General features: G+C 41.3%; 12 protein-coding genes. 1 reads left to right on the forward strand and 11 read right to left on the reverse strand.

Features of this window, described 5'->3' with window-relative positions:
• Nucleotides 1-145 precede the first annotated feature (145 nt).
• From CAG57_RS06045 to CAG57_RS06085, 9 genes are all read right to left on the reverse strand, one after another.
• Nucleotides 146-307 carry a YoaH family protein gene (locus CAG57_RS06045; RefSeq protein ID WP_099612412.1) on the reverse strand — a complete coding sequence of 54 codons (162 nt, stop codon included), beginning with the start codon at nucleotides 305-307 and terminating at the stop codon, nucleotides 146-148.
• A gap of 41 nt (nucleotides 308-348) precedes the next feature.
• Nucleotides 349-1,497, reverse strand: coding sequence for a conjugal transfer protein TraF (locus tag CAG57_RS06050; RefSeq protein WP_161427120.1), 1,149 nt, complete (start codon nucleotides 1,495-1,497; stop codon nucleotides 349-351).
• 58 nt (nucleotides 1,498-1,555) lie between these two features.
• Nucleotides 1,556-2,431: a DUF2861 family protein gene (locus CAG57_RS06055; protein WP_161434029.1), complete on the reverse strand. Its 876-nt coding sequence runs from the start codon at nucleotides 2,429-2,431 to the stop codon at nucleotides 1,556-1,558.
• 4 nt (nucleotides 2,432-2,435) lie between these two features.
• Entirely contained in the window at nucleotides 2,436-3,095 is a 660-nt protein-coding gene (gene vxrB / locus CAG57_RS06060) for a response regulator transcription factor VxrB (protein WP_099612409.1), read from the reverse strand.
• The gene (vxrA, locus tag CAG57_RS06065; protein ID WP_161434027.1) at nucleotides 3,070-4,548 is read right to left on the reverse strand and encodes a sensor histidine kinase VxrA; all 1,479 of its coding nucleotides are present in this window, start codon (nucleotides 4,546-4,548) and stop codon (nucleotides 3,070-3,072) included. The genes vxrB and vxrA overlap by 26 nt, the downstream gene beginning before the upstream one ends.
• Nucleotides 4,549-4,710: 162 nt before the next feature.
• A complete protein-coding gene (gene pntB, locus CAG57_RS06070) occupies nucleotides 4,711-6,087 on the reverse strand; it encodes a Re/Si-specific NAD(P)(+) transhydrogenase subunit beta (RefSeq protein ID WP_099612407.1) in 1,377 nt (458 codons plus the stop codon).
• A gap of 11 nt (nucleotides 6,088-6,098) precedes the next feature.
• Nucleotides 6,099-7,643 (reverse strand): Re/Si-specific NAD(P)(+) transhydrogenase subunit alpha, encoded by a 1,545-nt coding sequence (locus CAG57_RS06075; protein ID WP_099612406.1) that lies wholly within the window; start codon nucleotides 7,641-7,643, stop codon nucleotides 6,099-6,101.
• A 284-nt stretch (nucleotides 7,644-7,927) separates the two neighbouring features.
• Nucleotides 7,928-8,206 (reverse strand): HlyU family transcriptional regulator, encoded by a 279-nt coding sequence (locus CAG57_RS06080; RefSeq protein ID WP_161430889.1) that lies wholly within the window; start codon nucleotides 8,204-8,206, stop codon nucleotides 7,928-7,930.
• Nucleotides 8,207-8,208: 2 nt separating this feature from the next.
• Nucleotides 8,209-8,586 (reverse strand): late competence development ComFB family protein, encoded by a 378-nt coding sequence (locus CAG57_RS06085; protein WP_161430891.1) that lies wholly within the window; start codon nucleotides 8,584-8,586, stop codon nucleotides 8,209-8,211.
• A gap of 345 nt (nucleotides 8,587-8,931) precedes the next feature.
• On the opposite strand from CAG57_RS06085, the gene CAG57_RS06090 reads away from it, so the two are divergent.
• On the forward strand, nucleotides 8,932-10,185 hold the full coding sequence (locus CAG57_RS06090; protein ID WP_202597926.1) for a GGDEF domain-containing protein: 1,254 nt from the start codon (nucleotides 8,932-8,934) through the stop codon (nucleotides 10,183-10,185).
• Nucleotides 10,186-10,232: 47 nt separating this feature from the next.
• Here CAG57_RS06090 and CAG57_RS06095 read toward each other — a convergent pair whose 3' ends face one another.
• Both CAG57_RS06095 and CAG57_RS06100 read right to left on the reverse strand, forming a co-directional pair.
• Nucleotides 10,233-10,883: an ATP-dependent zinc protease family protein gene (locus CAG57_RS06095; RefSeq protein WP_161428292.1), complete on the reverse strand. Its 651-nt coding sequence runs from the start codon at nucleotides 10,881-10,883 to the stop codon at nucleotides 10,233-10,235.
• Nucleotides 10,884-10,906: 23 nt separating this feature from the next.
• Nucleotides 10,907-12,088: an amino acid aminotransferase gene (locus CAG57_RS06100; RefSeq protein ID WP_161428293.1), complete on the reverse strand. Its 1,182-nt coding sequence runs from the start codon at nucleotides 12,086-12,088 to the stop codon at nucleotides 10,907-10,909.
• Nucleotides 12,089-12,149: the final 61 nt, after the last annotated feature.

Here is a 12,149-nt window from a genome sequence, read left to right on the forward strand (position 1 = left end):
TGCTTTTTGACTAAACTAATGAGAAAGGTGGTAGTGTTTTATTCTGATGTAATGCATTGAAATTTATTCATTTTATGTTTTTTGTGTTTATTTAAAACAAAAAAAGAGCGCTTTTAGCGCCCTATTCTTCGACCTTTACTGTAATTTATTCTTTGCTTTGAGAGGTTGTTGCTTGCTCCGTTCGTATAGCTTCGGCAACGACTTTAATGGCTTGTGCCGTACTCATACCTTGTGCCATTAAGTGTTGAATTTGTTCCACGGCGGTTTGTTGCTCGGCATGGGTTAACGTTGGGAAATCATCTAACATAAAAAAGGCTCCTATAAAGGAGCCAAACTATAGAGCTTCATTTAGTAACTCGCAAGGACGTTTACATAAGCGCCCATTGCATTTTCGTTCGTATAGCTAGCACCCACGTCTAGTTGAAATAATCCGAGTGGCGAAAGCCCTATTCCGGCGGTCACCGTATCTTCTGAATGACGATAAGCTAAGTTTTTATTGTAACCTGCTCTTAGTTTTAGTTGTCGCATAATATCGATCTCAGTTCCGACTCGAATCATTTGCGTATCATCAGCAAAATTTTTATATCGCTTATCGGTATTCAAATCATAATCGACGCTGAGGGAAAAATAATCAGCAACAATTCCTGCTCCAAAGGTGACTTGAGGACGAATTTGATATTCATATTGTGTATTGCCAATACTACGGGTCTGTATATCTCGGCTGACTAAATTATTGACCGAAACACCTAATCGATAAGGGCCATGAAACCATAATGCCCCCGCATCAATATTAAAGGTGGTTTCACCGGTCCCTTCATCTAAAAAGTCTTTAAACTCATAGTTGGTAAAACTGGCTTGATAAACGTAGGTATAGATACGTTGTAACTTTGGGCTGATGCCAAACGACATGTGCTGCCCTAATACAGTTTGATATTTTGCTAATGATATTCCAACCTCTGTTACCGCGACTGAAACAGCATTGACGGTACTATTTTGTGCTTTTTCCAGCGTACAAAGATCTGTATTTCCTGGGTCTGAACATGTATCGGAAATGGCGGGAGCAGCGAAGGCTTCAACATAAGCTTTGCCAAAAATATTGGCAGAGATATAACGATTCGGTATGCCAAAAGCAACGACTCCCCCAACATTCGCGTTAAGGACACTACCATCTATATCGTTCAGTGCGGTTTCTAGTTCACTGGCTTTTGATGGATCGCCGCTGTTGATTAAATCAGCAATATTATCAATGCCTTTTACGAGCTTATTGGGATCATTATAGGTAAGGCCGATACTCGGTAAAATCATACCAGCATCATCACTACGCCGATAAATCGCAACAATGGCCGGATTATAAAATGGCGCAGTTAGATAGTTTGCTGCCACGACTCCGACCCCACCCATAGCATCGCCACGGGCTTCAACGGCATAGTTTGCAGCGAACGTATTTCCCGCTGCTAGCGTAACCGATAACGCTAAAAGGTTAATTTTATACTTCATACCAGATAAACCGTTCGTTTCTTTTTTCTATTAACGGCTTATTGTCTATTAACTTGAGTTATTCCTCTAGTGAAACGTTGTATGTTTTACTAATAACTTGAGCTTGTTCTATGGTGATAGCACCTTGCCAACGTTGATGGGTCATCGAGACGGCGAGTACATAGCGATCGGAGGCAAGATTGGTCAATTCAAGTTGTGTTGGATAGTCAGACTCATAACTTTTTGTCCATATTTCTTTGTATTCGTTATCCACATAGTCAAAAACGGAAACATCCAATTTGGGTAATGGGCAGTATCTATTCAGTAGTGCGTTTTTATCTACGATCCACTGATCTTTTGATGACCAATGCACTGTTTGTTTGGCTTTAAAATCGCTTAAAATAATCCAGGAACTCCAAGAGGTTTGATCACTCGCGGTAATATCTAATCGATATAAGCCTATCGATAATTTGTTATTCAAATTATAACGTTTAAGATAGGTTCGCCAACCATTAGTGACATTGTCACCTTTTCTACTAAATAAAATATCGGAAGAGAGTGGTTTTTTGACCCATTTTGTTAATTTTACGTCGGTGAGTTCTTTACTTGTTTGTGCTTCAACTAAGACTTGATAAGCATCTCTCCCCGGGCTTTGAATGTCGATATTGGTAATAGTTATCGATTTTATCCATTCAGGAAAAGGTTGATTATTTAAGCTTTTTCCACAATCGATGGAAAGTGATTGCACGAATAAATCATTGAGGTGGGATTGAATATTTTTGTTCTGTTTTAGTTGCCACACTTCAACTAAGGAAGTAAACATTCCTTCAAGATCATTGGTTAACAAGTTTTGATGGGCTTGAGCCAAAGGAGTGTTTGTCTCAAACCAATCGCTACTATGTAGTTGAAAAGGCACGCTTAGCAACGTGCCCAGAATCAATACTTTTTTTGGCATGAAATTAAGCTTTCATTTTATATCCTACACCACGCAAAGTTTCAATTTCTAATCCGGGAAGCTTTTGGCGCAGTTGTAGAACATGTGTATCGACAGTTCGGGTTGTTGGGAAATGGTTATATCCCCATACGTGATCAAGCAACTCATCACGAGTAAAAACACGACCTAAATTACTGGCTAAAAATAGCAATAGATCAAATTCGGTTCGAGTTAAGGTAATAGACCGATCATGAAAGAATACCTCTCTTGTCGCTTTGTCAATCACCAAGTTCGGGGTAATAACTTTGCTATCATCTTGTTCATCACTATCGGGTGAACGAAGTTGTGCTCTAATTCTGGCAAATAGTTCTGCTTCCGCAAAAGGTTTTGTTAAATAGTCATTTGCTCCCGCATCAAGTCCGGTCACTTTATCTTTGACTGTAACCAGTGCGGTTAACAAGATCACGGGAACATCCTTGATTTTTTTCCATTCCGTCATATGTTGTACTGAGTCACCATCGGGTAATTGGCGATCCAAAATAACTAAATCGGCTTTTTCCCAATATTGTTGTACAGCGGCAATGGTTTCTGCATGTAAACAGTCATATCCTGCTTGCTCCAAGCTAACTAATAGACCGTCAGCGAGGTTTTTATCATCTTCAACGAGAAGCAATGTCTGTTTCACAGGGTATCTCCAATATAAAAGTGGTTGGTGGTCCAATAAGGGTCATTGTTCCCCCCATTCTGCCAACCATCGATTCTACTATAGTTAAGCCAAGTCCTAAGCCACTTTTGCTTACAAATGGCTTGCGTAAATGACGCCAATCTTTATGTGTTAGTGCCCCTTGGTCTGTCACCTTGATCGTCACAACATTCGGTTGTGTAACAACTTCCAACGTCACGGGGGCAACGCCATATTTGACCGCATTGCGAATTAAATTATCCACACAAGTTCCAAGCCAATAAACGTTAAGTTTTGCGGCAATATCTTGATTAATAATGAACTCAATCGGTTCTATAAATTCTTCTTCAACCTTATATTCTAGCCATTCCGCAACCGAGGGAACCCAATCGGTTGCCAGTGGCTTATTATCCGATTGCAGATAATCTTTACTTGCTTCAGCTAATTGCCTTAGTCGCCTTGAGTCTTCACAGAGACGACGAAACTCATCGTATACAGATTCGGGTAAATGTTCAAATTCACGGCGAAAACCTTCAACCGTTAATGATAAGCTTGCAATCGGGGTTCTAAGCTCATGCGTCAAAATCTGTAAAATAAGCATGCGGCTTTTCATTTCTTTTCGTTTAGAATTCCAGCGATAGATTAACCAGCCGATCACTAATAGGATATTGGCAATCACCAATATCACCATACTTATTCGTAGTAGATCAGAATGATCTTTTACATCCCAACACAAATTACCACGTTGTACAAAACAAGTACTCTCATGACCCGCTAAGCTAAATGATAATCCCGCATTAGCGGCATTTTCCTGCCAGATCCCCTCTTCAAACAGATAGTACTTATCCCCTTTTCTCAGCCAAAATAATTTACCATCACTAAACATAAGTGCACCTGAAATCAATGCACTCATCGTGTACTCATCCATCTGTTGTAGACGACCAAGAAGATCATCTTCAGGCGCTTTGGGGCGTTCTTGAATGTGCATAAATGGTTCAAGTTCGGCAAACCTATCTGGATAAGCGTTTGCATAGCGAGCGGCATAACTTCCACCACCAGGATGAATCAATGCACTTCGAGCAAACCAACGTGTTGGTAAGTGAGTTCCTTTACAGAGTGCACGAGTAAACACCAACGGCTCGGTCATTAAAGGATTTAAAGGTAAATTACCAGAACACGTTTCAGCTAACCGATACAGCAATTGGATATCCTTTAACGGATATGCAGCAGTCTGAGGTAGCATGGTTTCGTGAATTAATAAACGAGTCGGATATTCTTTTTGTATGCTACGAATATCGTAATTCACTACAGAGCTTTGATAATCAAACGATGAAACAAACTGATCGATTCGCTCCGGTAGTGAATCGGCATAAACTGAAAAAGCCGATGCAACTGCCCATAAACCAATGAGAGTTCGTATAACCGTAGCCACCAATATTAATGTTCGTTTGATCATAAAACCCCAAAAATGGAGATTAATTATCTAATAGATATAAAATGTTGTTGTTATTTCCCTGTCAATAATAGACAGGGCTAATGTCAAAAAGAAGACTGGCTATTAGCCAAAATAATGAAAGCCAGCATTTGCTGGCTTTCATTATTAAACCTAGAGATAAGATTACAACGCTTTAGATATAGAGTCTACACTCTCTTTGGCATCACCAAATAACATATAAGTATTGTCTTTAAAGAATAGTGGGTTTTGCACACCGGCATAGCCCGTATTCATGGAGCGTTTAAAGACGATGACATTTTTAGCATGCCAAACTTCCAAAACGGGCATACCTGCAATTGGGCTGTTGGGATCTTCTAACGCGGCTGGGTTAACCGTATCATTGGCTCCGATAACTAAAACGGTATCGGTCTCAGCAAAGTCATCGTTGATTTCGTCCATTTCTAGTACGATATCATAAGGTACTTTAGCTTCTGCTAATAGAACATTCATGTGTCCAGGTAACCGACCAGCAACCGGGTGAATTCCAAAACGAACCTTGATTCCCTGCGCTCGCAGTTTTTCGGTGATCTCATAAACTGGGTATTGAGCCTGAGCAACCGCCATACCATATCCAGGAGTGATGATTACGGAACTTGAATTTTTGAGTAGATCGGCAACATCTTCTGCGTTCATTTCACGGTATTCACCTTGCTCTTGATCGGAATTAATCACGATCTCTTGACCAAAGCCACCAGCTATGACACTAATAAATGAGCGGTTCATTGCTTTACACATGATATAAGACAGAATGGCACCTGAAGAACCAACCAATGCACCGGTCACAATTAAGAGATCATTAGCTAACATAAACCCAGCGGCTGCGGCTGCCCAACCAGAGTAAGAATTCAGCATTGACACAACCACTGGCATATCGGCACCACCGATCGAAGCCACTAAATGGTAGCCAAAGACTAAAGCAATCATTGTCATAACGATTAAGGGAAATAACCCTCCATCAGTATTAACAAAATTAATCATTAATAGTCCAGATACAACCAGCGCGGCAAGATTTAACTTGTGTTTATGTGGCAAATTAAGTGGTGATGAATTAATCGTGCCACGTAATTTACCAAAAGCAACGATAGAGCCAGTGAAGGTCACCGCGCCAATGAATACTCCAAGGAAAACTTCGACTAGGTGGATCACATGTTCAGCATGAGTGGTAACCGAAGGGGCATCTAATAAGCTATTGTAGCCGACCAAGACTGCCGCCATACCAACAAAACTATGTAACATAGCGACCAACTCAGGCATTTGGGTCATTTCCACTTTTTTTGCTAAGTGGATACCAATCCCCGCACCGATAACCATCGCCAGTAAAATCCAACTGAGCCCTTGGGCATCTGGGCTAAAAATAGTCGCAAATAAGGCAATCGCCATCCCTGCAATCCCATAATAGTTCCCTGCCCTTGCCGACTCTTGCTTTGATAGACCAGCCAAACTTAAAATAAAAAATAGAGCAGCCACAATATAAGCCGCGTGTACTAATCCTGCAGACATTGTGAACTCCCTTAGTCTTTACGGAACATTTCAAGCATACGTTTGGTTACCGTAAAGCCACCAAATATATTAATACTTGCAATTAAAACAGCAATAAATGCCAAAGCGGTAACCACGCCATTTCCTTGCCCAATTTGTAATAATGCCCCAACAACAATAATACCGGAGATAGCATTCGTCACCGACATTAAAGGGGTATGTAAGGCATGTGTCACGTTCCAAACAACGTAATATCCAACCACACAAGCCAAAACAAAAACCGTGAAGTGACCGAGGAATGCAGCAGGAGCGACAGAAGCAACCCATGCAAAAGCACTAACCCCAACCGCAAGGCCGAGCAATTTTTTAATCGGTGATGTCGGTTCAGCTTGTACTTTTTCAACGACAGGTTTAGCTGGTGTGGGTTGAGGTTGCGCAGACACTTGAATTGGCGGCGCAGGCCAAGTAACTTCGCCCTGTTTAACCACGGTCACGCCGCGTAAGACCACATCGTCAAAATCGATATTGATTGTGCCGTCTTTCTCTTTACAAAGTAATTTAAGTAAGTTAACTAAGTTGGTTGCATAAAGCTGTGACGATTGCGTAGGTAAGCGTCCAACCATATCGGTATAACCAATGACCTTGACACCATTTTCGGTCACAACTACTTGATCTTTGACAGTATATTCGCAGTTTCCGCCATTGGCTGCTGCTAAGTCAACAATGACACTTCCCGCTTTCATGCTATCAACCATCTCTTTGGTGATCAATTTAGGAGCTGGCTTACCTGGGATCAGTGCTGTTGTAATGATGATATCGACATCTTTTGCTTGTTCAGCATAAAGCTCTGCTGCTTTTCGATTAAATTCATCGGACATCTCTTTGGCGTAACCATCCCCAGAGCCCGCAGCTTCTTGGGAGTTAACTTCTAAAAAGTCAGCGCCCATAGATTGCACTTGTTCTTTGACCTCTGGACGTACATCAAATGCACGAACAATCGCGCCTAAACTTCCTGCTGCCCCAATAGCTGCAAGACCAGCCACACCGGCACCGGCAATAAAAACTTTTGCAGGGGGAACTTTTCCTGCCGCGGTAATTTGGCCAGTAAAGAACCGTCCAAACTCATGGGCTGCTTCAACAACGGCTCGATAACCCGCGATATTCGCCATGGATGATAGCGCATCTAGCGCTTGCGCTCGTGAAATACGTGGCACACAATCCATCGCCAGTACATTAATATTTTTGCTCGAAAGCTTTTCCATCAGTTCCGCTTGTTGTGCTGGCCAGATAAAGCTAATTAGTGTGGCTCCATCCTTGAGCAAAGCAATTTCGTCAATTTCATCATGACTAACAGGCGCGTTCACTTTTAAAATCAGTTCTGAATTCCACACCTGCTCTTTATCTACAATCGTGGCTCCTGCCGTTTGAAAAGCAGAATCTTCAAAACTGGCTAAAATCCCCGCTTGGGATTCAATGACGACATCAAAACCTAATTTTATTAACTGTTCAACCGATGAGGGGGAAGCAGCAACTCGCGTTTCTCCTGCGAGAATTTCTTTTGGTACACCAATTTGCATAGCAGTTCCTTGACTATTGGCACAATGATTATTCTATTTTTCTCTGTTTACCTTTAAAAACCGATCATCGCAATCGACTCCGCATATAAGGGTATATCAGACTAGAGTGACGTAATGTTAGCTATCTAACTTGCATGAAGTCAGAGCAAATAGCAAATAGCAAATAGACTCAAGCCACAGCTGAGAAAAATAGGGCTTTGCAAAGCACACAAATAAATAAAAGAACGATAAGCATATCGACTTAGCGTTCTTTTATTTATGATTTCTGTCAATGACTTGGTTAATTACTGAAAGATCTGACCACTCATCTGATCAATGTAGAGCTGTGCTTTCTTTAACATGAGTTCTTTTGCTTGTGCTTCACTGGACAGTAAATCAGAGCGGATGAAACGATGTTCTTTCCATTCGCCATTCACCTCCTGAATAATTCGCCCGGCAATACGATATTGACCGTGTTCATTAATCGGCTCCTGATAAATTAAAAAACCTTTATATTCATAGGGTTTTTCATCAATAATGTCATTTTTTAAGTGACGACTAAACCAACGAGAAAATAAGCCCACAACTACTCCTTATCGATTAATTTCTCTCCCATAATGGGGGTTTCATACCATTCTAAAGGCATTTCGTCATCCACCGTACGTGTCCCAAACAAGACGGGAATGATAAGCTCTCGATCGGTTCGCCTATCATTGATGATCATCGGCTCTGCGGCTTCAACTGCCGCGACAGCTCGCTGTTTTAATATCACTAAGCGTTCTTCTGGCAGTGAGGATAAAAAATCAATATCAAAGCGAATATACACAGGCCGAATTTGATTTAATGCTAAACAGGCTAAATCGGCTAATTGATCTGTATCATATTGTGAAACATAGTAACTTTGGGCTAGGACTTGTCCAACTAATGTTTCCATATAATTATGGACTTCCATGTTCAGTTGCATCGTTGAATTCCTTATCATTTCATAGCAGACAAAACAATTCTATCTCACTTATAATACAAAAAGCCTGTTACACTTCAGCAAGATGGTTGGCAATGAAAGCTAAAATTAGCATTTTCAGCGAAAACGATATCGTTATGTTCACGTCTAGTTTAGCAAAAGGTTGGCAATTGATGAAATCAACGTATTCTGATCACTAGGGTCTGTTCACCTTTCTGGCTGATTTTTGCAAATTTTAACGGCGAAAGGTCAACAGACTCTCCCGAGAGATAAGTCATCGCTCTTTTTTTCATAATGTCTGGTTTGTTCTTTACCTCATAATTACAGCAAATGGTTTAAAAATAAAACATGTTTACGGGCTTTACCTCCTCGTCTTGGTTTCGTTTTGCTTTTCCTCTTCTCTTGCTGCTCGCGGTATGGGCAGGGATGAATAACGTTATTTTCGTCAGCCAAACCAATAGTGGTTTTGCTGATACGCTCCCGTATGTGCTTTTTTTCGCCGCCATTGCTGTCGCTCATCTATTTAAGCAAAGTCGTATCGCGATGATCGCTTGTACCCTTATGATTAGCTATTGGGTGATTCATTATCGTTTACAAACCCCACTGACGACGGGGTCAACCTTACTTGAATTATCTTTATTAGCGGTATTGCTGCCCGTTGCAAGTCTCATCAGTTACACGTTACGTAATGAAGGACTTTTTAGTAAAGGCTTTGTATTGTATCTGGTTCTATTAATATTTTTTGCTTTGTGGAGTACATTGATCGTGGTTCACTTCGACTCTGAGCCGCTTAATGGGCTCAATGGGCTGCTTTATGTCGAACCAAGACTGTCTCGCTTACCTGTTATCGTTGTCCTATATCTTGCTTTGATGTTAGGTATTTGTGCCATCGTGCTCTTGACCCGAAATCGTCTAATGGATGCTGTCATGTATACGTCGATACTATTTATGACTGTGACTTTTGTTTTTTTTCATGTCCCCTATATTTCCAGTACGATGTTTTCATTAGCGGGTATTTTTCTGCTTCTATACTTACTCTCGATTGGCCATGAATTGGCATTTAAAGATCGCCTTACCCAGTTACCAGGACGCTATGCTTTAGATCTCGATTTACCACGATTAGGTAAAAAGTTTACTATCGCTATGCTAGATATTGACCATTTCAAAACCTTTAATGACCAATTTGGCCATGATACGGGCGATGATGTACTCAGATTAGTAGCCAGTCGATTACGGCAGATACCAGGTAAAGCTCATGTTTACCGTTATGGTGGTGAAGAATTTACCCTTTTATTTAAAGGAAAATATGCCTCTCAGGCCGAGGAGTCTCTTGAGTGGTTACGCAACGATATTGAGCAGTATGATCTCGTCATCCGTAATATAGAAGAACGCCCTAAAAGTCAGCGGGCTGGCGTGAAAAAACGCCATGAAGGGGGGAAAAACTCGGTCAACATCACGGTGAGTATGGGAATTTGTGATAGCCGTATTGAAAGCGATCCGAAACGAGCCTTAAAGCTAGCAGATGAAGCTTTATATAAGGCAAAAAAATCGGGCAGAAACTGTATTAAACAAGCCTCGCTTACTACATCGACTGCGTATTAAACAGTAATCCCCCTAAATAAAGGAGGATTACATGAAGAAAAGGCGATTTAATTTTGTTGTTTTTCTTGTACGTACTGACGACTGACATCAACAATTGCTACATGTTTAAAGAAACTTCTTCCCAACAAAAGTGGAAAAGTTAAATGAGTTCTATTGGCTAATGTAAATTCTGTTTTTTCTTTTAGATCACCAATTTGAATCCACGTGACAACCACTGGACGGCGATGTGCCGCTTCACTAGCTGATTGACGAATGCGAACCCAACGTTCAACCGGAAGATTCATTTCGTTGCTTGTAATACCATCATGTTCAATTCGAAATTTAACCCAGTCTTTGCCCCCTCGATCAAATGGCACAATGTCTACAGCACTGATGGAAGACGTCGCTGCTCCAGTATCAATTCTTGCCCGGAAATGTTCCTGTAATGCAGGTACATATACCCACTCTTGATCACCAAGAATTAATTTTCCATCCGATGTTTTAGTCGAAGATAAAACTAATGCCGCAGGCTCTATTGAGTGAGGGGCTAAATGGGTTTCCTCCTCGATAGCCACTTGGTTACTTTCTGGTGGCACATGTTCAATGGGCGTCAGTTCTTGCTGCTGTTCCGGCGTACTGTGTGGTTCGGGTAAAAAGGAGCAAGCACTCAATGTGCCAGAAAGTATACCTAGGATAAAAATTTTCCAGTGTGATTTCATTCATTCACCTAATCAAACATCAGTTAAGATACCTTAACTATCGCCTCTGCCACATAAGGAATATCTTGTTCGGTTAACCCTGCGATATTAATTCGACCATCAGCCACACCATATATTGCAAACTCTTCTCGCAATCGATGCATCTGCGCGGCACTAAATCCAAGCACGGTAAACATCCCTTGATGACTTTCAATAAAATCAAATTGTGACGTATTATGTTGATTTCTCAACTCATTACATAAGGTTTGACGCAGGTTTAACAAGCGGTGTTGCATGGTATTGAGTTCTTGTTTCCAAAGGGAGGTTAATGCCTCACTTTGTAATATGGTTTTCACCAATGCGGCACCGTGATCCGGTGGCATGGTGTAAGTCGAGCGTGCTAAGGTCAACATTTTGCCCCGAGCGTTCGCAATCTCCTGCCCGTTTTTTCCTAATACTATAGCAGCCCCTGTTCTTTCTCGGTATAAACCAAAATTTTTAGAGCAGGATGTGGTGATCAACATTTCCTCAACTTTTGCTGCCATATAGCGTAAACCGCTGGCATCTTCTTCGAGCCCACCACCGAAGCCCTGGTAGGCAATATCAACAAAAGGAGTAAAGCCTTGTTTAAGAGCTAACTCTGTAATTGCCTGCCAAGCAGAGAGATCAATATCGGCTCCTGTTGGATTATGGCAACACCCATGCAATAGCACGACATCTTTTGGCCCTGCATGAGATAAATCATCCAACATGCGTGCCACATCAACTAACTTAGTCTGTGGATTGAAATAAGCATAGTATTTAACCTTTAATCCTGCGGCTTCCATCACTGGTTTATGGTTAATATAACTAGGATTGGTTAGCCAAACGGTGGTTTCTGGTTGAGCGACCCGCATTAAATCACCAAGCATGCGTAAAGCGCCACTAGCTCCTGGGGTTTGAATTGAAGTCAGACGATCAAATACCGGCGTCTCCCCTAATACTAGCTTAGCGATGTGCTGATTAAACTCTTCACAACCCGCTAATCCAACATATGACTTGGTGGTTTGTGTATTTACAACCATGGCTTGTGCCTGCTGCACCGCTTGCATTATTGGTGTTTCACCTTGGCTATTTTTATACACACCAATCCCGAGATCTACTTTTTGAGGACGTGGATCTTGGCGAAATGCGACGGAAAGCGAAAGAATGGGATCTAATGTTGGTGTTGGTAAATGTGAAAGCATGAAAGTCACAACCCTTTGAAATTCAAGTAATGACTTTCAAGTAAACACCAGATAAGGAAAA

Source organism: Vibrio sp. V30_P3S12P165 (assembly GCF_009904905.1).
In the GTDB taxonomy this organism is placed as follows: domain Bacteria; phylum Pseudomonadota; class Gammaproteobacteria; order Enterobacterales; family Vibrionaceae; genus Vibrio; species Vibrio fujianensis.

Bases quoted from the DNA above. Each gene is read 5' to 3' on its own strand.
- CAG57_RS06055 (WP_161434029.1), bottom strand. From the start codon at position 2,431: ATGCCAAAAAAAGTATTGATTCTGGGCACGTTGCTAAGCGTGCCTTTT.
- CAG57_RS06045 (WP_099612412.1), bottom strand. From the start codon at position 307: ATGTTAGATGATTTCCCAACGTTAACCCATGCCGAGCAACAAACCGCC.
- CAG57_RS06050 (WP_161427120.1), bottom strand. From the start codon at position 1,497: ATGAAGTATAAAATTAACCTTTTAGCGTTATCGGTTACGCTAGCAGCG.
- CAG57_RS06095 (WP_161428292.1), bottom strand. From the start codon at position 10,883: ATGAAATCACACTGGAAAATTTTTATCCTAGGTATACTTTCTGGCACA.
- CAG57_RS06100 (WP_161428293.1), bottom strand. From the start codon at position 12,088: ATGCTTTCACATTTACCAACACCAACATTAGATCCCATTCTTTCGCTT.
- pntB (WP_099612407.1), bottom strand. From the start codon at position 6,087: ATGTCTGCAGGATTAGTACACGCGGCTTATATTGTGGCTGCTCTATTT.
- vxrA (WP_161434027.1), bottom strand. From the start codon at position 4,548: ATGATCAAACGAACATTAATATTGGTGGCTACGGTTATACGAACTCTC.
- CAG57_RS06090 (WP_202597926.1), top strand. From the start codon at position 8,932: ATGTTTACGGGCTTTACCTCCTCGTCTTGGTTTCGTTTTGCTTTTCCT.
- CAG57_RS06085 (WP_161430891.1), bottom strand. From the start codon at position 8,586: ATGCAACTGAACATGGAAGTCCATAATTATATGGAAACATTAGTTGGA.
- CAG57_RS06075 (WP_099612406.1), bottom strand. From the start codon at position 7,643: ATGCAAATTGGTGTACCAAAAGAAATTCTCGCAGGAGAAACGCGAGTT.